The following is a 17,368-nucleotide window of genomic DNA, read 5'->3' on the forward strand; positions in this document are numbered from 1 at the left end:
GCTGCCTGCCGCCGCGCCATCAGGGTGCCGCCACAGTGCGCAGCAAGCGGTGCGCGGCGCGCCGTGCCGCCTCGGCTTCGGCACACAGCCAGTCGCGGAACTGCACGACCTTCTGCGTGTTGCTGCGCGCGGCCGGACTGGCGAACCAGAAACTGCGCCCGTCGCTGGCTACGCCGGGGTGCGCCTGCACCAGCCGCCCGGCATCCAGTTCGTCCTTGAACAGGATCGGCGAACCGATCGCGATGCCCTGCCCGGCGATCGCGGCGGTGATGTCCAGATGTTCCAGCGCGAAGTGGGTCACGAAACTGGCTGCGTCCGGTGCGTCGGCCTGAGCGAAGGCGGCGAACCACAACGCCCACCAGTCCGGCCGCCCCAGCAACGGCACCGGCGGCAGTAGCGGCCCGCCCAGCGCCTGCGCTGCCGGCAGCAGGGCCGGCGCGCACAGCGGCGTGAACACGCTGGGAAACAGCGGGACCGCATGCAGCCCGGGCCAGTCACCGTGGCCATTGCGGATGGCAGCGTCGAAGCGGCCACCGGCCAGATCCTGCGGCTCGGCCGACAGCTCCAGTTCCAGTACCTGCTGCGGATGCAACGCACGGAAGCGTCCCAGCCGTGGCGTCAGCCAGCTGCTGCCCAGCGTGGGCAGCACGGTCAGCCGCAGCCGTGCCGCGTCCATGTCCGCGGCGCGCATGAAACTGGCCCGCAGTGCATCGAAGGCACGGGTTGCCTCCTGCGCCACGCTGGCACCGGCCTCGGTCAGTTCCACATGCTGGGCATGGCGCAGGAACAGGCGCGCCCCGGTCTGCGCTTCCAGGCGCCGGACGTGGTAGCTCACCGATGCCGCGGTGGTATCGAGCTCCTCGGCGGCGCGCGCGAAGCTGCCCAGCCGCGCCGCGGCTTCGAAGGCGCGGATCGCGATCAGCGATGGCAGGTGGCGGGGAGCGACCATAAGCAGGACTTAGCCTGAGCCCCGGCATGCCCGTGGTCAATCCCCCGCCACCCGGGAAACATGAGGGTCCAGACCGAAGGGGGAGCGCACATGCAGCGGAGAACATTCGTCGCCGGACTCGCCGCGTTGTGCGGCGCCGGCACACTGGGCGCGGGCGCCGCACGCGGCAGCGACCCGCAGGCTGCGCCGGACCCGCACGGCAACGACTGGCGCTGGCTGCAGGGCCGCTGGAACGTGCGCCACCGGCGCCTGAAGGAGCGGCTGGTCGGCGATACGCGCTGGGAGGACTTCATCGGCACCAGTGCGGTATGGCTGACCCTGGGTGGTCTCGGCACCGTCGATGACAACCTGATGCAGCTGCCCGGCGGCGCTTACCACGGCCTGGGCGTGCGCGCGTTCGATCCGGCGTCGGGGCGCTGGTCGATCTGGTGGCTGGACGGCCGCGACCCGACCCGCTTCGAGCCGCCCGTGCGCGGCGGCTTCAGCGGTGCCGGCGGCGTGTTCCAGGGCACCGACCATCTCAACGGCGTGCCGATCCGGGTACGTTTCCGCTGGCATGACATCGACACGGCACAGCCCTGGTGGGAACAGGCGTTCTCGGCCGATGACGGCGCGCACTGGGAGGTGAACTGGCGCAACTGGTTCACCCGCAGCGCGGCCCTGCCCTCACCGCTGGCGCGGCGCGATGATGCCCCCCATGACTTCGATTTCCTGGTCGGGCGCTGGTCGGTACAGCACCAGCGCCTGCGCTCCCGGCTGACCGGCAGCGACGTCTGGGACCGCTTCGACGGCACGCTGCACAACTGGCCCGTGCTTGGCGGCTTCGGCAACGTCGGCGACAACGTGATGCATTTCCCGGGCGCGACGGTGCGCGGCATGGGCATCCGCGCGCGTGATCCTTCCAGCGGTGAATGGCTGAGCTGGTGGCTGGACAGTCGTGCGCCGACCCGGATCGGCGCACCGGTGCGCGGTGGCTTCCGCGATGGCGTCGGCACCTTCTTCGGCAATGATCAACACGCAGGGACGCCGATCAGGACGCGGGTGATCTGGTCGCGCATCACCGCACGCCGTGCGCGCTGGGAACAGGCTGCGTCCGCCGACGGCGGCGCCACCTGGGAAACCAACTGGATCAGCGATTTCGAGCGCCAGGCATGAACCTTCCCGCGATGATGGCCGCGTTCGCGCTGGCGGCGCTCACCGCCGCAGGCCAGCGCCCCTCGCCGGTGCAGATCCACGGCACGGCCGAGCGCTTCGCGCCGGGTGTGGTCTCGACCCGGTACAGCGAAATACGGCTGACGATCAGCCCCGATGGCCGCACTGCGCTGTGGTTCAGCCGGGACCGCCCGGGGGGCGCCGGTGGCTACGACATCTGGATGTCGCGCCGGCATGGCGCGCAATGGGGCGAGGCAGCAGCGGTCGCTTTCAACTCCGCGGGGCGCGATTTCGATCCGGCGTTCTCGGCCGACGGCCGCTTCGTCTACTTCTGTTCGGACCGTCCCGGCGGCCTCGGCGGTGACGACCTGTACCGGGTGCCGGTGCAGGACGATAGCTTCGGTACGGTGGAATCACTGGGGCCGGCCATCAACAGCAGCGCCGATGAGTTCGCGCCGATGCTGGCCGCGGATGGCGACACGCTGCTGTTTTCCAGCGACCGTGCCGGCGGCGCCGGGGGCCATGACCTGTACCTGGCCCAGCTGGGCACGCCGGGCACGCTGCGGCCGCTGCCGGGCGCCGTCAACAGCGAAGCGCAGGAGTTCGATGCGACCTTCCTGGCCGATGGCCGCACGGTGGTGTTCGCGCGCGCGGCCGATTTCGGCACTGCGCAGGTGCTGCAGTTCGCAGCCCACCCCGGCCGCGCCGGCTACGACGCCGGCACGCTGCTGCCGGCACCGCTCAACGAGGGCGCACATGACAGCTACGGCGCCATGCTCGACTGGTCCCGGCCGGGCACGCTTGCCTATTCGGCGCGGCGCGCCGACAGCCAGGGCCTGGATGTGTACCGGGTGGCCTACCGCGTGCGGCCGGGCCTGGCGCCGCCCGTGCCGATGCCCACGGCACCGGTGGCGCGGTGAGCGGCACCGGCTGCAGGCATCCTCCGCATCCGCGCGGAAGGCTCAGCGCGTCTGCGCGCGCAGTAGCGGCTCCTGCTCCTGCACCGGCCGCTCCTGCACCAGCGGTTCCTGCTGCTGCACCGGCGACGACGCCGCGGCCGCCCGCGTCTGCACCTGCTCCAGCGCCCGCAGCTGCACATCGACCGGCGTGGCGATCGCCTGCGCGGTATCGGTACGCGCGATCCGGCGGTCGGCCGCGTGCGGTTCGCCCTGCACCGCGAACGCATAGCGGCCGTCATCGCTGAGCACTGCCTGGTCGATCCGCTGCAGGCCCCGGTCCTGCGCGGCGATCAGCAGCGCCATGCCCAGCCGCTCGCTCAGTCCGTCGTGCTGGCGACCCATCGCCTGGTCCAGGCTGCGCACCGCCCCCTGGCTCTGCAGCCACATGCCGTGGTGGGGGCTGGCGGACTGCCGCGGATCCTGGTCCGGGCGCAGCGGTGACGGCGGTGCCAGCGCCTTCAGATGCTCGCCCTGCACCTCCGCTTCGATACGCTGCAGGTCCCTGCCGCCGGCTGCAGCGATGTGGAACAGCCGCTCGGCCATGCCATGGGCGGACTGGCCCTGGTTGCGCGCAAGCGCGGTGGCGAAGGCATCGACGTCCTGCAGCGGCCGGCCGCTGCCATCCTCGGCCAGCGCGTGCCAGGCCGGTCCCAGGCCCGGGCTGTCGCGCAGCATGCCCTGGGTACGCTCCATCAGCGTGCGCATCTGCGCCTCGCTGAACGTGAGCGTGTTCACCGCACCGGCGCTGACCGGGCCGTGCCCGCCGGCGGCATCACCGGACAGCGCAGCGTTGAGCATGCCGGCCACCTGCGCGCCGTGTTCGTGCTCGCGCAGATCGAAGGTGAAGGCATAGCGGCGCTGCGCCAGGTCTTCGGCACCATCGGCGCCATACGCGCTCTGCCGCGAAGCCGGCACATTGCCGTCGTACTGCACCGTGCGCAGCTCGGTCTGGCTGCCGTCGTCGCGTCGGATGCGCACCACATCGCCGCTGTTGCGCGCACCGGCCAGGTCGACGCCGAAGCGGTCGCCGTGCCCCAGCTTCAGCCGGGTCTGCGAGCTCATGCCCAGGCGCTCGACCGTGGCCAGGTCCTGCACACCGGGCGTGCGCGCATCCAGCGTGCCGTGGTCGATGAACTGCTGGTAGGCCCGGCGGCCATCGGCCTGCTCAAGGTCGAAGGTGGCGGTACGCACGGCGGAGTGCCCGAGCGCGTCCTGGCGGCCGGCCAGCGCGGTAACACCGCCGACCTTGAAGCCGAGACCATTGAACGCTTCCAGTGCTTCATTGGGCCCGGTACTGACCCGCACCCGCCCATCCTGCAGGCGATCGACCCGGTAGCTGGCCCCGCTCGCCTCGGTGTGCTGGCTCTGCAGCACGATCGTGCGGAAGCTGGCTTCGAGCACGGTGCCGGTGAAGTGCTGGCCATCCAGGGTGACGCTGGCTCCGCGCGGGATGCTGCCCGGGTCGAACGGATTGACCCGGGTCGGATCAACATCGACCGCGTCCGCCGGCAGGCTGACCTTGTAGCGGCCGCGCACCCCGCTGCTGGCGGAGTGCTGGACGCCACCGCGCTGGCCACCGGCACCGAGCAGCGACTCCATCGTCAGTAGATGCTCGCGCCCTCCATCAGCGGTCGGCGTGCTCGCCACGTTCAGCGAGGTCGCCTGGAACGGCGTGGCGAAGCGGGAGGCCGGGCCCTTCTGCTCGGCTGCGACCTTCACCGCGCCATCGCCTGGGTTCACGGTGATGGCGTGGCCGGCGGCCGCGGCGCGGAGTTCGCCGTGGGCCGAGGTGTGGGTCGGATCGAACGCGACGCTGGCGGCATCCTGCAGCGCTTCCGGGGCTGCGCCGGGAGTTCGGGTCGGGGCAGTCATGCCGGGACCTCCTTTCAACAAGCAACATGGACGCCGGAGTATAGGGTGGCGTCGCCGCGCAGCGTTCACATGGTGCCGCTACGCGATCCGCGATAGTGATCGTCATCCCATTGGTAACCGCGCTCATGTCGTATCCCTCCGCGCGGCGCTGGCGTGCGCGCTGCCGCAGGCTGCTGCCCTACCTGCTTGGCCTGTATGCGCTCTACCTGATCGCCGGCAACGTCTTCCTCAACACCCCGCTGTTCGACCAGGTCACCAACCGCAAGCCGCACAAGTTCGTGATGTCCACCGGGCCGGCCATCACCCTGCTGCCCGGCCACGTCATTGCCTGGAATGTGCAGATGCGCGGCCACGTCAACCACACCGTGTATGTGCTGCGGGCCGACCGCGCCAGTGCACGGCTGGCGGTGCTGCCGCTGTTCCGGCGCGAGGTACGCATTCCCTCGCTGCAGGCGAGCGGCGTCGCCGCCGAGATCGCGCGCGTGGACGATGCCGTGCCTTCGCCGCCGCGCAGTGACCGCGGCTGGACGCTGCGCTTCGACGCGATCCACAGCGAGACCATCCGCAGCTTCCGGGTCGGTTCACTGCTGATCATCGGCCAGGGTCGCGGCACGGTGGGGTTCGTCAAGCAGCTGCGCGGTGGGCCATCGGAACTGCTGCCGTCGCAGGTGGAATTCAGCGGCGCCGACGTGAGCGTTGCCGGAACCCAGCTGCTGGATGACATGCACCTGAAGTCCGCGTTCTCCTATCCCCGCCATTACCGCGACCAGGCACCGGGGCTGGCGAAGCTGGGCCTGCTGCACGCGGTGCTGGAGGTGCAGGCACGCAGCCAGGGGTTGCGGCTGGATACCGACAGCCCGCAGCCGTCCATTGCCAGCGCGGCAGTACCCGGGCAGCTGCAGGCGTCGATCGTGCTGGACCGTGGCGCCCTGCAACCGGGCAGCCACGCGGTGTGGCGCGTGCCCTTGCTGCTGGGCGCCGGCGCACCCGACCGCGGAACGCTGGCGGTCCAGCTCGATGCCGCGCGCGACATCCGCCTGCAGGCACGCCTTCCCGCGCGCGACGGCACCGGCAGCGCGGTGCAGGCCGACCTGCACGTTGCCGGGCGGCACGTGCCGTTCACCGATCCTGGGCAGGTACTGGGCCGGCTGTCGGGCACGGTCAAGGGCGAATGGACCTTCACCTCACTCAACTGGATACCCGCGCTGTTCGTGCAGAAACCCTGGTTCCGCTTGCAGGGCGGCGGACTGCTGCGTGCCGATCTGCGCCTGCAGGGAGGAGAGCTGGCCGCAGGCAGCAGCGTTGACATCCCCGCCGCCGAAGCGGTGGCCGAGGTCGCGGGCGTCCGCATGCAGGGCACGGCGCGGGCACATGGGCAGCTGCAGGCGGGCACGCCCTCGCGCGCGGTGCTGGCAGTCACGCTGCCGACATTCAAGGCGCGCGCTGGCGATGGCAATGCGGACACCCTGTTCGATGGCCGCGACCTGGCGCTCACGCTCACCGGCGACGGCCGGCTGCGCGAACTGCGCCGGGGCGTACGCGCTCGCCTGCAGTTCAGCGATGCCACCGTGCCCGACCTGAGCGCCTACAACCGCTATCTCGGCCAGGGCCAGCTGCGGCTGCTGGGCGGCAGTGGCCAGGTCAGCGGTGACGTGCACCTGGACACCCAGGGCCGGATCGGCAACGGCCGCGCGCGCCTGCGCATTCCACGCGCACGCCTGAGCATGGCCGGGCTGGAACTGCAGGGCGATGCCCGTGCCGACGCACGACTGCAGCGCGGCGATTTCGCAGCGCGCCGTTTCGATCTGGCCGGCAGCGTGGTGGAACTGCGCGACGTGGCGGTGAGCGGCCAGAAGCGGACGCAGCCGTGGTGGGGCCGGCTCAGCATCGCCCGCGGTGACATCGATGCGCAGTCGCCGTTCCAGGTTGACGGGCGCGCCGACCTCAGCCTGCGCGATGCCGGTCCCCTGCTCGCCGTCTTTGCCGAGCGCGGCGACTATCCGCGCTGGGCGCTGTCGCTGCTGGATTCAGGCCAGCTGGACGCGCATACCCGGTTGCGCTGGCGCCCCGGCCACCTGGTGCTGGATGGCCTGGAGGCAGAGAACGAGCGGCTTTCGCTGCGGGCGCGGCTGGACCTGATGGACAAGCACAAGCGCGGCGATCTGTACCTGCGCTGGGGCGTGCTCGGCGCGGGGATCGAACTGGACGACCAGCGTCGGCAGTGGCACCTGGCCGGTGCGCGCGAATGGTTCGACAGCCGGCCGGCGCTGTTGTCCGGCGCATCGGCGCAGGCCGTCGGCGGCAGCGCGGACTGAGCAGGCGTGCACGCCCGCGGCGCACACCGCCACGGGCCGCAGCGCATCGCCGCGAGCGGGTTACTGGGCGGTGACCGCCTGCAGGTGCCAGTGGCGCAACGCGCTGCCGCGGAAGGCCTGCTCGCCGCATCCGGTCGGACACCGCAGCACACGTGCCGCCGACGTACTGACCAGCCCTTCCCCCTCCTGCGCCTTGAAGATCGCCTCGCATGACAGGCAGCGCGCCACCAGCGCGTAGAGGTGCACGATGCGGCCACTGCAGGGGTCGTGCAGGGCATCGACGTCCAGCAGTTCGAACCGGGAACGAGGCGACCGCGTGGTCGTATCCGCGGAGGGAGAGGCCAGGGAAGGAGAAGCGGAAGGCTGCAGGTTCACGTTGCGCTGTCTATGTCGGGGACAGCGCTGGACTGTAGAGCGCGGGCTGTGCAGCGCATGTGCAATCCCGCGGTCAGTGCGCGCGGCCAGCGCCCCAGCGGTTGATCTGCGCACACTCCAGCACCGGCGGCGGATCGCTGGCCAGGGCCAGCGCGATCATCGCCCGTCCAATCGTCTCGTTGCTGGTGACCAGTGCGGGCAACGCCCGGCCAGCGAGTGACATCAGCGGCCCGCCGACGCGGTACAGCGGCTGCAGCAGCACGTGCCGGCTGCCGGTTCCCGCCACCGGCCGTACCCCCGCCGGCCGCAGCATCACGCTGCGAACGGGAAGCTGCACCAGCGCGGCCTCGACCTCGCCCTTGACCCGCAGCGGCATGATGCGGCTGCGCGGATCCGCATGTGCGCCGGAGACATACAGGAAGCGCCCCTGTGGGTTGTGCACGGCCCACGCCGCGGCCACGGCCACGGTGGCATCGACGGTCACCTGCCGATACAGGGCCTCGGCCGTGCCCAGCGGTGGAGCACCCGCGCAGTAGAAGCACGCGTCGAAGCCGGCCAGCTGCGTCGCCAACGTGGCAGCCTGGCGGAAGTCGGCCAGCACGAGCCGGTCGATACGCGCATCCAGCGCGCCGTCGCTGCGGACCAGCGCCACCGTGCGCGCGACGTGCGGCGAGGCCAGGCAGGCGCGGGCAACCCCCTGCCCGACCAGGCCGGTCGCGCCGGTCAGCAGGATCTTCAGTGGGGCGGAGTCAGCCATGCGCACACCTGCGGGGCAGCTAGAGTTTCACGAAACGCTGGATCCGGCGCGCCAGCCAGCCGCTGAACACCAGCGGTGCATCCAGCGCCGAAACGCAGATGCACGGCACGCCCGGCGCGGTCACCGGCTGATGCTCGACCGCTTCGTCCAGATCGGCCACGTCACCCGGCGCGAACAGTCCCAGCGCGTCATTGTAGGCACCGCGCAGGATCTGCGTCAGTTCGCTGCGGCCATGGCTGTGCATCGGCAGGCACTTGCCCGGTGCGATCCGCAGCATGATCAGCGACTCCATCTGTTCGGCGCGGATGCAGTGCACCCCCGGCGCGATCCAGCGCCAGCGCAGGCGGCGCAGCGAGTCGCCGAAGAACGGGTGCAGCGCGGCCGGCAGCGCATCGGGGTCGGCACCCGGCCGCTCCGCGACGCGCGGCTGAGGAGCGGGCGGCCGGACGCCATCCGGCTGATCATCCAGCTGCGCCAGCATGGCCTGCCTGAGCGTGGCCTGGCGTGCCTCTGCAGCCGCAGGTTGGGTCTGCTCCAGCAGCACCGAACCGATCGCCTCGGCATCGCGCAGGCGCTGCCGGCAGTGCGCGCACTGTTCCAGATGGGTGCCGGCGACAATGCTCAACGGCTCCGGCAACGCACCGGCGGCGTAGCTCAGCAGGGTCGATTCGTGCAGGTGATGGTGCGGATTCACGACGCGCCCCCCACCCTGCTCTGCAGCTGCAGGAACGCGCGCCGCAGGTGCGACTTGACCGTACCCAGTGGCATGCCCAGCGCCTGGGCGATCTCACTGTGGCTCTTGGCCTCGAAATAGGACATGCGGACCAGCCGGGCCTGGGTGGCCGGCAGTTCGTTGATGCGCTGCCGCAGCCGCGCATGGTCGGCGAACTGTTCGGCGCTGCTGCGTTCGCTGGCATCGCCCGCCGCGGCCGTCTCCACCGCATCCTGTACCAGCATCCAGCTGCGCTCGCGGCGCACGCGGTCGATATGCAGGTTGCGGCCGATGCGGAACAGCCAGGTGCTCAGCGCGCCCTGCGCCGGATCGAACTCGGCCGCGCGCAGCCACAGGCGCAGCAGGCATTCCTGCGCCAGCTCCTCGGCCACCGCCTCCGGCGCCCCCAGGCCACGCAGGTAAAGGCACAGGCGCGGCATGAAGTGGTCGTAGATGCGCATGAAGCAGTCACGGTCGCGCAGCCGCGCGACGCCGTCCATGTCACCGGTCCAGTTCAACGGCTCATTGTTGGGCTGCTGTGAGCTGGACACGATCCGCGTGGCGTCGAGGGAGTGGAAGGGGCTGGCGGGGGGACGGTACATCGACGCTGGCGGCCGTGGAGTGAAGAGGAGTCCTGCTCTGTACGCAGCAGGGCGCCGGTTGGATGCACGGCCCGGCCTGCATCCAGCAGTGCCTCCTGTACGTACAGCCAGACATCCCGCCGATGGAGGCTTCCGATGCGCCTGGTCTGGCTGATGCTGTGCATTCCCTGCACCTGTGCCGCAGCCCCGCTGCTGCGTTCGGAGGGCGTGGCCACCACCGCCGACGGGCGCCTGGCGTACCGCGAGGTGCATTGGCAGCAGGGTGCCGCCGATGGCGGCGCACGCTGGGTGGAGTACCGCTGTCCCGGCGGGCAGCCGTTCGCGCGCAAGCAGATGCCGGCCACCGCGCGTGCGCAGGCCCGCGGTTACCGCCTGCAGGACGCGCGCAGCGGCCAGAGCGCGAACGTGCAGGTGGGGCCGGCGTCGGTACAGGTCGAATGGCAGGAAACGGCCAGCGCGCCGCTGCGCAGGCAGCGCCTGCCACTGCCGCAGGATGCGGTGGTCGACGCCGGCTTCGATGCCGCGGTGCGCGCGCACTGGGCGGCGCTGTTGGGCGGAACCCCGCTCAGCCTGCCGTTCCTGGTCCCCGCCCGCCAGCGCTACTACCCGGTGCAGGTCCGCTATCGCGGCCCGGTGCGCTGGCAGGGCCAGGCCGCGCATGCCATCGATGTGCGGCTGGATACCTGGTTCGGCGCCGTGGCACCGCGGCTGGCGCTGGTCTATGCGGACCGTGACCAGCGCCTGCTGGAATTCCATGGCACCAGCAACCTGCGCGATGCGCGCGGCGACTACCCGCTGGTCACCGTGCGCTTTGCCGATGCCGCCAGCGCGGCGTCCGAGGCGTCCTGGCGCGATGCGCAGCAGCAACCGCTGGTCCGCGCGTGCGAAGTGACGCCCGAGTGAAGACGGTGCCGCTGCGTTGTCGTCGCGCAGCGACTGCATCCAATCCGCGCTGCGCTGCGTAGAGGGGGCAATCGACATCACGGGTTTCCGGCCATGGCCTCCGCAGCGCCTCCGCTTCGCCGCCGTTCCTCCCCGCTGCGCACCGTGCTGCGCTGGTTCGATACCAGCGCAGCGCGTGAGGCGGACGGCGACGACAGCCGCGCTGCGCGCATCGACTGGCTGCGCGCCCTGCCCTTCGTCGGCCTGCATGTGGCGTGCGTTGCGGTGATCTGGGTGGGCGTGTCCTGGATTGCGGTGGCGGTGGCCGCGTTCCTGTATGCGGTCAGGATGTTCGCCATCACAGCGTTCTATCACCGCTACTTTTCGCACCGTACCTTCGAGGCCTCGCGCCCGGTGCAGTTCGTGTTTGCCGTCATCGGCGCGGCCAGTGTGCAGCGCGGGCCGCTGTGGTGGGCAGCGCATCACCGCCACCACCATCGCCATGCCGATCAGGCCGAAGACCCGCACTCTCCCCGCGCGGGGGGCTTCTGGCGCAGCCACATGGGCTGGTTCCTGACCCGCGGCGCGTTCGCCACCGACCTGCGGCGCATTCCCGACCTTGCGCGCTACCCGGAGCTGCGCTGGCTGGACCGGTTCGACACCGCGGTGCCGGTGCTGCTGGCCGCCGCGTTGTATGGACTGGGCGCGACGCTGGAGCGCCTCGCACCGGGGCTGCACACGTCCGGCCCGCAACTGCTGGTCTGGGGCTTCTTCATCTCCACCGTCGTGCTGTTCCATGCCACGGTCACCATCAATTCGCTGGCACACCGTTTCGGGCGCCGCCGCTTCGATACCCGCGATGACAGCCGCAACAACCTGTGGCTGGCGCTGCTGACCTTCGGCGAGGGCTGGCACAACAACCACCACTTCTTCCCCGGCACCGTGCGCCAGGGCTTCCGCTGGTGGGAAATCGACCTGACCTGGTACGGCCTGCGCGCCATGGCGGCGTTGGGCCTGGTGAGCGGACTCAAGCCGATCCCTGCCTGGGTGCTGGCCAAGGCGAGGTACTGAGATGCGCATCGCGGTCATCGGTTCCGGTATCGCCGGCCTGGCCACGGCCTGGGGGCTGGATGCCGAGCACGAGGTCACCCTGTTCGAGGCCGCCGACCATCTGGGCGGCCATACCCACACCCACCAGGTACGGGTCGATGGCCACCCGATGGCCGTCGATACCGGCTTCATCGTGTTCAATCCGCAGCACTATCCGCTGCTGACCGCCCTGTTCGAGCAGCTGCAGGTGGCGTCACAGCCGACCACCATGAGCTTTTCCATGCACAGCGAACGCAGTGGCGTGGAGTACAACGCCACCTCGCTCGACGGCCTGTTCTGCCAGCGCCGCAACCTGCTCTCGCCGCGCTTCTGGGGAATGCTGGCCGATCTGCGCCGCTTCTATCGGCATGCACCGGCGCTGCTGGACGAGCGTGACGGGCCGACGCTGGGCGCGTACCTGCAGCGCGAGCGCTATGGCCGCGCGTTCATCGACGAACACCTGCTGCCGATGGCCTCGGCGCTATGGTCGTCGCCCACCGCCTCGCTGCTCGACTTCCCCGCGCGCTACCTGGTGCAGTTCATGGCCAACCACCAGATGCTGCAGATCAGCGGACGGCCGCAGTGGCGGGTGGTGACGGGCGGCTCGGCCCGTTACGTGGACGCGCTGCGCGCACGCTGGCGGGTGCGTGAACGGCTGGAATGCCCGGTGCATGCAGTCGAGCGCCTGCCGTGGGGCATCCGGGTCCACAGTGCCGCCGGCATCGAAGGCTTCGATGAAGTGGTGCTGGCCTGCCACAGCGACCAGGCGCTGGCGCTGCTCGATGACCCCAGTGCCAACGAACGCGAGGTGCTGGGTGCGATCCGCTACCAGCCCAACGAGGTCGTCCTGCACACCGACGCTGCACTGCTGCCGCGCAACCGCAAGGCCTGGGCGGCGTGGAATGCACACGTGCCGCGCGACCCTGCCGCGCCCTGCACGGTCAGCTACTGCATGAACCTGCTGCAGGGCCTGCCCGGCACGACGCCGGTGGTGGTCACGCTGAACCGCAGCGAGGCGATCGATCCGGCGTTGGTCCTGCGCCGCCTGCAGTATGCGCATCCGGTGCATGACCACGCCGCCGTGCGCGCGCAGCAGCGCTGGGCCGAGGTGCAGGGCCACCGCCACACCTGGTTTGCCGGCGCCTACTGGGGCTGGGGCTTCCATGAGGACGGCATGCGCAGTGCGCAGCGTGTGGTGGATGCACTTGGCCGGCGCGTTGCCGAACAGCGGAGAACGCTGACGCTGGAGATGCCGGCATGAGCGCCAGCGCGATCTACACCGGCCATGTCGAGCATCGCCGCCATCATCCGCAACCCCATCGGTTCCGCTACCCCATTGCCCAGCTGCTGCTGGACCTCGATGAACTGGACCAGGTGTTCAGCGGACGCTGGCTGTGGTCGGTTGGCCGCCGCAACCTGGCCGAGTTCCGCCGCAGCGACTATCTGGGCGACCCCGCCGTGCCGCTGGCCGATGCGGTCCGCGCCCGCGCCGCAACCCGGCTTGGCCGCCTGCCGGCCGGGCCGGTGCGCGTGCTGACCCATCTGCGCATGGGCGGCCATGTGTTCAATCCGGTCAGCTTCTACTACTGCTACCAGGCGGACGGCAGCACCCTGGACTGCATCGTCGCCGAGATCACCAACACGCCCTGGAAGGAACGGCATGCCTATGTGCTGCCGGTGGCCGAGGCGTTGCCACAGGGCCGCGCACTGCGCTGGCAGTTCGACAAACGCTTCCACGTCTCGCCGTTCATGCCGATGGATTGCGCCTATGACTGGCGCTTCACTGCGCCCGCTGACGATCTGCGCGTGCACATGCAGGTCTGGCGCGATGGCAGGCGCCAGTTCGACGCGACCCAGTGCATGCAGCGCCGGGCCCTGGACGCGCGCGGCCTGGCCCACGTGCTGGCGGCCTATCCGCTGATGACCCTGCAGGTGGTCGCCGCCATCCACTGGCAGGCGCTGCGCCTGTGGATCAAGCGCACCCCGGTCCACGACCACCCCTCCCCAGCCGAGAAATCACGATGAACCCGATCACCCGCGCGGTCCCCCTGCCCCGCCCCACCAGCCTGGATGCGTTCCTGCGCGGACGCCTGCTGGCCCAGCTGGCGCCGCTGCGCGGTGGTCGCCTGTGCGTGCGTGATGCGTGCGGCGAGGTGCTGCTCGGTGATGCCGCCGCGGACCTGCAGGCAACCGTGACCATCGACGACCCGGCCTTCTATCGCAAGGTGGCCGCGCAGGGCAGCGTGGGGGCCGGCGAAAGCTACATCCACGGTGACTGGCAGTGCGACGACCTGGTGGCGCTGGTGCGGCTGCTGGTGCGCAACCGCGACCTGCTGGACGGCATGGAGGGTGGACCGGCCCGCGCCGCAGGCTGGCTGCTGCGCGGCTGGAACCGCCTGCGGCGCAACAGCCGCGAAGGCAGCCGCCGCAACATCGCCGCACATTACGACCTCGGCAACGATTTCTTCGCGTTGTTCCTGTCACCGGACCTGATGTACTCCTCGGCGTTGTTCGCTGCCGCCGACGAACCGCTGGAGGCCGCGTCGCGGCGCAAGCTCGAACGCATCTGCCAGCAGCTGCAGCTGCAGCCCGGCGATCGCGTGGTGGAGATCGGCACCGGCTGGGGCGGCTTCGCCCTGCACGCAGCGCAGCACCATGGCTGCCACGTCACCACCACCACCCTCTCCGCCGAGCAGCATGCCCTGGCCAGCCAGCGCGTGCGCGACGCCGGGCTGCAGGATCGGGTCACCGTGCTGATGCAGGACTACCGTGACCTGCAGGGCCAGTTCGACAAACTGGTCTCCATCGAGATGATCGAGGCCATTGGCGCCGAGTACCTGGACACCTACATGGCCACGCTGCAGCGCCTGCTTGCACCCGATGGCCTGGCCCTGCTGCAGGCCATCACCATTGAAGACCATCGCTACGAACAGGCGCGGCGCAGTGTGGACTACATCAAGCGCTTCGTGTTTCCCGGCAGCTTCATCCCCTCGCTCACGGCGATCCTGTCGGCCAAGACCCGCGCCAGCGACCTGCAGCTGCTGGCCCAGCACGACTTCGGCGCGTCCTATGCGCTGACCCTGCACGCCTGGCGCCAGCGCTTCCTGGCGCAGCTGCCTGCGGTGCGTGCGCAGGGCTTCGACGATCGTTTCTGCCGGCTGTGGGAGTTCTATCTGGCGTACTGCGAGGGCGGCTTCCTGGAGCGTTCCATCGGCGTGTCGCACCTGCTGCTGGCGCGCCCGGGCTACCGGCCCGGCCTCGCCGACGCGCGGACGCACTGACATGGGGAACCGGCCGACACGCGCTGCCTGGGTCAACCTGCTCGGCAACCAGCTGGTCTGGCTGTGCGCGGTGGCCGGTGCGGGGCGCGGCTGGCAATGGCCGGCGCTGCTGGCGGCCACCGCGTTCGTGGGCAGTCAGCTGCGGGCGTCGGCGCATCCCGGCCTGGATCTGCGCCTGGTGCTGCTGGCCCTGGCCTGCGCGTGGCTGGTCGATGGCGGTGCCGCGGCCACGGGCACGGTGCGCTATGCGGCCTCGCCGTGGGCAGGGGCGCCGCCGCTGTGGATCTTTGCACTGTGGGCGGCGTTTGCGATGACGCTGACCCATTCGATGCAGTTCCTGCAGCGCCATCGCGTGCTGCCACTGGCCATGGCCCTGCTGGCGCCGCTGGCCTACCTTTCCGCCGCACGCGGCTTCCAGGCGGTGCACTTCCCGCCACCGGCCTGGCACGGCCTGGCCGTGCTCGCGGCGGGCTGGTGCCTGGCCCTGCCGCTGCTGGTCGGGCTGGCCCGGCGCGGTGACCTGTCCCGGCGCGATCGCGCCCCTGATGGAGCCGTCCGATGAGCCACCTCGGCTGGGTCGTGCTGTATGCCGTACTGATCATGACGTGGGGCTGGGCCTGGCAGCGCCGGCACCAGAACATCGGCATCGTCGATGTGCTGTGGGCCAAGGGCGTGGCTGCCGGCGCACTGCTGCTGGCCTGGCTCGGCGACGGTGACGCCGGGCCGCGCATCGCATTGGCGGTGCTGGGCGGGCTGTGGGGCAGCCGCCTGGCGCTGCATCTGTGGCGGCGCGTGCGCAGCGAAGCCGAGGACGGCCGCTACCGCTACCTGCGCGAGTACTGGCACGGCCACCAGGGCCGGATCTTCGGCTTCTTCATGGCCCAGGCCGCGCTGGTGGCGCTGTTCGCACTGCCGTTCGTGGCGGTGGCCAGCACGCCGCAGCGCGCATCCCCGGCATGGACGATCGCGGCGGTGGCGGTATGGCTGCTGAGCGTGGGCGGAGAAAGCCTGGCCGACCGCCAGCTGGCCCGCTTCCGCGCCGACCCGGGCAACCGTGGGCGGACCTGCCGCCAGGGCCTGTGGCGCTACTCGCGCCATCCGAACTACTTCTTCGAGTGGCTGCACTGGTTCACCTACGTGCTGCTGGCCGTCGGTTCACCGCTGTGGGCGCTGGCCTGGGCCGGCCCGCTGCTGATGTACGTGTTCCTGCGCTACCTCAGCGGCATTCCCTTCACCGAAAAGCAGGCCCTGCGCAGCCGCGGCGACGACTACCGCGACTACCAGCGCACCACGCCGATGTTCTTTCCCTGGTTTCCACGGGCTTCGAAGGAGCCGTCCTCATGACCACCGCCACCACCCCGCTCCCCGCTGCCACGCCCGAGCTCGGCCTGACCGGCTGGGCCGAGCGCGGCTGGCTGCCCGACGCCGTCCTGCGCGCTGGCATCCGCCGGCTGTGCGCGCAGCGCCTGCGGGAGGAATCCGCCGGTGGCCTGCAGGCCCAGTCGCAGCGCTTCGCGCAGCGCCTGGCCGAGCTGGCCGACAGTCCGCTGGCGCTGCACGTGGACGCCGCCAACCAGCAGCACTATGAGGTCCCGGCCGACTTCTTCCAGGCCTGCCTGGGGCACCGCCTGAAGTACAGCAGCTGCTACTACCGCACCGGTCACGAAACGCTGGACCAGGCCGAGGACGCAATGCTCGCGCTGTACGCGCAGCGTGCCGGCCTGGCCGACGGCCAGCAGATCCTGGAACTGGGCTGCGGCTGGGGATCACTGACCCTGTGGATGGCCGAACGCTTTCCGGCGGCGCGCATCACGGCGGTATCCAACTCACACAGCCAGCGCGGGTACATCCTGGGCCAGTGCCAGCAGCGCGGGCTGCGCAACGTGGAGGTCCTCACCCGCGACGTCAACCTGCTGGCATTGCCTGCGGCCGGCTTCGACCGCTGCGTATCGGTGGAGATGTTCGAGCACGTGCGCAACTACCGGCAACTGCTGGCCCGCATCGCCGGTTGGCTGAAGCCGGAGGGTGCACTGTTCGTGCACATCTTCGCGCATCGCACGCTGATGTATCCGTTCGAAACCGAGGGCGATGACAACTGGATGGGCCGGCACTTCTTCACCGGTGGCCTGATGCCGGCCGCCGACACGCTGCTGCATTTCCAGCACGATCTGCGGCTGCAGGAGCGTTGGCTGCTGGATGGCACCCATTACCAGCGCACCGCCAACCACTGGCTGGCCAACCAGGATGCCGCGCGCGAGCGCCTGCTGCCGGTACTGGCAGGCACCTATGGCGGCGATGCCGCCGCCCGCCTGTGGTGGCAGCGCTGGCGCATGTTCTGGATGGCCTGCGCCGAGCTGTTCGGCTATGACAATGGCCAGCAATGGCTGGTCGCCCACTACCTGTTCCGCCCGCGCTGAAGGAGC

At 70.6% G+C, this 17,368-nt stretch carries 17 protein-coding genes; 11 read left to right on the forward strand and 6 right to left on the reverse strand.

Features of this window, described 5'->3' with window-relative positions; translation table 11 throughout:
• Positions 1–19 precede the first annotated feature (19 nt).
• Positions 20–949 carry a LysR substrate-binding domain-containing protein gene (locus Q5Z10_RS11705; protein WP_303635603.1) on the reverse strand — a complete coding sequence of 310 codons (930 nt, stop codon included), beginning with the start codon at positions 947–949 and terminating at the stop codon, positions 20–22.
• Positions 950–1,039: 90 nt separating this feature from the next.
• On the opposite strand from Q5Z10_RS11705, the gene Q5Z10_RS11710 reads away from it, so the two are divergent.
• Both Q5Z10_RS11710 and Q5Z10_RS11715 read left to right on the forward strand, forming a co-directional pair.
• Positions 1,040–2,104 (forward strand): hypothetical protein, encoded by a 1,065-nt coding sequence (locus tag Q5Z10_RS11710; protein WP_303635604.1) that lies wholly within the window; start codon positions 1,040–1,042, stop codon positions 2,102–2,104.
• Between the two features lie 11 nt (positions 2,105–2,115).
• Positions 2,116–3,021, forward strand: a complete 906-nt coding sequence (locus Q5Z10_RS11715; protein ID WP_345783989.1) for a TolB family protein — start codon at positions 2,116–2,118, stop codon at positions 3,019–3,021.
• 42 nt (positions 3,022–3,063) lie between these two features.
• Here Q5Z10_RS11715 and Q5Z10_RS11720 read toward each other — a convergent pair whose 3' ends face one another.
• Positions 3,064–4,932 (reverse strand): XVIPCD domain-containing protein, encoded by a 1,869-nt coding sequence (locus Q5Z10_RS11720; RefSeq protein ID WP_303635606.1) that lies wholly within the window; start codon positions 4,930–4,932, stop codon positions 3,064–3,066.
• Between the two features lie 125 nt (positions 4,933–5,057).
• On the opposite strand from Q5Z10_RS11720, the gene Q5Z10_RS11725 reads away from it, so the two are divergent.
• Positions 5,058–7,247, forward strand: a complete 2,190-nt coding sequence (locus Q5Z10_RS11725; protein ID WP_303635607.1) for an AsmA family protein — start codon at positions 5,058–5,060, stop codon at positions 7,245–7,247.
• Between the two features lie 60 nt (positions 7,248–7,307).
• On the opposite strand, the gene Q5Z10_RS11730 is transcribed toward Q5Z10_RS11725, so the two are convergent.
• The 4 genes from Q5Z10_RS11730 to Q5Z10_RS11745 all read right to left on the reverse strand — a co-directional run bounded on the left by Q5Z10_RS11730 (position 7,308) and on the right by Q5Z10_RS11745 (position 9,693).
• Complete coding sequence (locus Q5Z10_RS11730; protein ID WP_303639179.1) at positions 7,308–7,592, reverse strand: hypothetical protein; 285 nt, start codon at positions 7,590–7,592, stop codon at positions 7,308–7,310.
• Positions 7,593–7,695: 103 nt separating this feature from the next.
• Positions 7,696–8,379 carry an NAD(P)H-binding protein gene (locus tag Q5Z10_RS11735; RefSeq protein ID WP_303635608.1) on the reverse strand — a complete coding sequence of 228 codons (684 nt, stop codon included), beginning with the start codon at positions 8,377–8,379 and terminating at the stop codon, positions 7,696–7,698.
• Between the two features lie 19 nt (positions 8,380–8,398).
• The gene (locus Q5Z10_RS11740; protein WP_303635609.1) at positions 8,399–9,073 is read right to left on the reverse strand and encodes a ChrR family anti-sigma-E factor; all 675 of its coding nucleotides are present in this window, start codon (positions 9,071–9,073) and stop codon (positions 8,399–8,401) included.
• A complete protein-coding gene (locus Q5Z10_RS11745; protein ID WP_303635610.1) occupies positions 9,070–9,693 on the reverse strand; it encodes a sigma-70 family RNA polymerase sigma factor in 624 nt (207 codons plus the stop codon). The genes Q5Z10_RS11740 and Q5Z10_RS11745 overlap by 4 nt, the downstream gene beginning before the upstream one ends.
• Before the next feature lie 135 nt (positions 9,694–9,828).
• Here Q5Z10_RS11745 and Q5Z10_RS11750 point away from each other — a divergent pair, with 135 nt between their 5' ends.
• The 8 genes from Q5Z10_RS11750 (at position 9,829) to Q5Z10_RS11785 (ending at position 17,362) form a co-directional block, all read left to right on the forward strand.
• Positions 9,829–10,596 carry a hypothetical protein gene (locus Q5Z10_RS11750; RefSeq protein WP_303635611.1) on the forward strand — a complete coding sequence of 256 codons (768 nt, stop codon included), beginning with the start codon at positions 9,829–9,831 and terminating at the stop codon, positions 10,594–10,596.
• A 93-nt stretch (positions 10,597–10,689) separates the two neighbouring features.
• Complete coding sequence (locus Q5Z10_RS11755) at positions 10,690–11,646, forward strand: acyl-CoA desaturase (protein ID WP_303635612.1); 957 nt, start codon at positions 10,690–10,692, stop codon at positions 11,644–11,646.
• Between the two features lies 1 nt (position 11,647).
• A complete protein-coding gene (locus tag Q5Z10_RS11760) occupies positions 11,648–12,925 on the forward strand; it encodes an NAD(P)/FAD-dependent oxidoreductase (RefSeq protein WP_303635613.1) in 1,278 nt (425 codons plus the stop codon).
• Positions 12,922–13,689, forward strand: coding sequence for a DUF1365 domain-containing protein (locus Q5Z10_RS11765; protein WP_303635614.1), 768 nt, complete (start codon positions 12,922–12,924; stop codon positions 13,687–13,689). The genes Q5Z10_RS11760 and Q5Z10_RS11765 overlap by 4 nt, the downstream gene beginning before the upstream one ends.
• The gene (locus Q5Z10_RS11770) at positions 13,686–14,945 is read left to right on the forward strand and encodes an SAM-dependent methyltransferase (protein WP_303635615.1); all 1,260 of its coding nucleotides are present in this window, start codon (positions 13,686–13,688) and stop codon (positions 14,943–14,945) included. The genes Q5Z10_RS11765 and Q5Z10_RS11770 overlap by 4 nt, the downstream gene beginning before the upstream one ends.
• 1 nt (position 14,946) lies before the next feature.
• Complete coding sequence (locus Q5Z10_RS11775; protein WP_303635616.1) at positions 14,947–15,507, forward strand: DUF2878 domain-containing protein; 561 nt, start codon at positions 14,947–14,949, stop codon at positions 15,505–15,507.
• Positions 15,504–16,289 carry a DUF1295 domain-containing protein gene (locus tag Q5Z10_RS11780; protein ID WP_303635617.1) on the forward strand — a complete coding sequence of 262 codons (786 nt, stop codon included), beginning with the start codon at positions 15,504–15,506 and terminating at the stop codon, positions 16,287–16,289. The genes Q5Z10_RS11775 and Q5Z10_RS11780 overlap by 4 nt, the downstream gene beginning before the upstream one ends.
• Entirely contained in the window at positions 16,286–17,362 is a 1,077-nt protein-coding gene (locus Q5Z10_RS11785; protein WP_303635618.1) for an SAM-dependent methyltransferase, read from the forward strand. Before Q5Z10_RS11780 ends, Q5Z10_RS11785 begins: the two co-directional genes overlap by 4 nt.
• Positions 17,363–17,368: the final 6 nt, after the last annotated feature.

The organism is Stenotrophomonas sp. 704A1 (assembly GCF_030549525.1).
In the GTDB taxonomy this organism is placed as follows: Bacteria; Pseudomonadota; Gammaproteobacteria; order Xanthomonadales; family Xanthomonadaceae; genus Stenotrophomonas; species Stenotrophomonas tuberculopleuritidis.

Bases quoted from the DNA above. Each gene is read 5' to 3' on its own strand.
- Q5Z10_RS11705 (WP_303635603.1), bottom strand. From the start codon at position 949: ATGGTCGCTCCCCGCCACCTGCCATCGCTGATCGCGATCCGCGCCTTC.
- Q5Z10_RS11710 (WP_303635604.1), top strand. From the start codon at position 1,040: ATGCAGCGGAGAACATTCGTCGCCGGACTCGCCGCGTTGTGCGGCGCC.
- Q5Z10_RS11715 (WP_345783989.1), top strand. From the start codon at position 2,116: ATGATGGCCGCGTTCGCGCTGGCGGCGCTCACCGCCGCAGGCCAGCGC.
- Q5Z10_RS11720 (WP_303635606.1), bottom strand. From the start codon at position 4,932: ATGACTGCCCCGACCCGAACTCCCGGCGCAGCCCCGGAAGCGCTGCAG.
- Q5Z10_RS11725 (WP_303635607.1), top strand. From the start codon at position 5,058: ATGTCGTATCCCTCCGCGCGGCGCTGGCGTGCGCGCTGCCGCAGGCTG.
- Q5Z10_RS11735 (WP_303635608.1), bottom strand. From the start codon at position 8,379: ATGGCTGACTCCGCCCCACTGAAGATCCTGCTGACCGGCGCGACCGGC.
- Q5Z10_RS11745 (WP_303635610.1), bottom strand. From the start codon at position 9,693: ATGTACCGTCCCCCCGCCAGCCCCTTCCACTCCCTCGACGCCACGCGG.
- Q5Z10_RS11750 (WP_303635611.1), top strand. From the start codon at position 9,829: ATGCGCCTGGTCTGGCTGATGCTGTGCATTCCCTGCACCTGTGCCGCA.
- Q5Z10_RS11755 (WP_303635612.1), top strand. From the start codon at position 10,690: ATGGCCTCCGCAGCGCCTCCGCTTCGCCGCCGTTCCTCCCCGCTGCGC.
- Q5Z10_RS11760 (WP_303635613.1), top strand. From the start codon at position 11,648: ATGCGCATCGCGGTCATCGGTTCCGGTATCGCCGGCCTGGCCACGGCC.
- Q5Z10_RS11765 (WP_303635614.1), top strand. From the start codon at position 12,922: ATGAGCGCCAGCGCGATCTACACCGGCCATGTCGAGCATCGCCGCCAT.
- Q5Z10_RS11770 (WP_303635615.1), top strand. From the start codon at position 13,686: ATGAACCCGATCACCCGCGCGGTCCCCCTGCCCCGCCCCACCAGCCTG.
- Q5Z10_RS11775 (WP_303635616.1), top strand. From the start codon at position 14,947: ATGGGGAACCGGCCGACACGCGCTGCCTGGGTCAACCTGCTCGGCAAC.
- Q5Z10_RS11780 (WP_303635617.1), top strand. From the start codon at position 15,504: ATGAGCCACCTCGGCTGGGTCGTGCTGTATGCCGTACTGATCATGACG.
- Q5Z10_RS11785 (WP_303635618.1), top strand. From the start codon at position 16,286: ATGACCACCGCCACCACCCCGCTCCCCGCTGCCACGCCCGAGCTCGGC.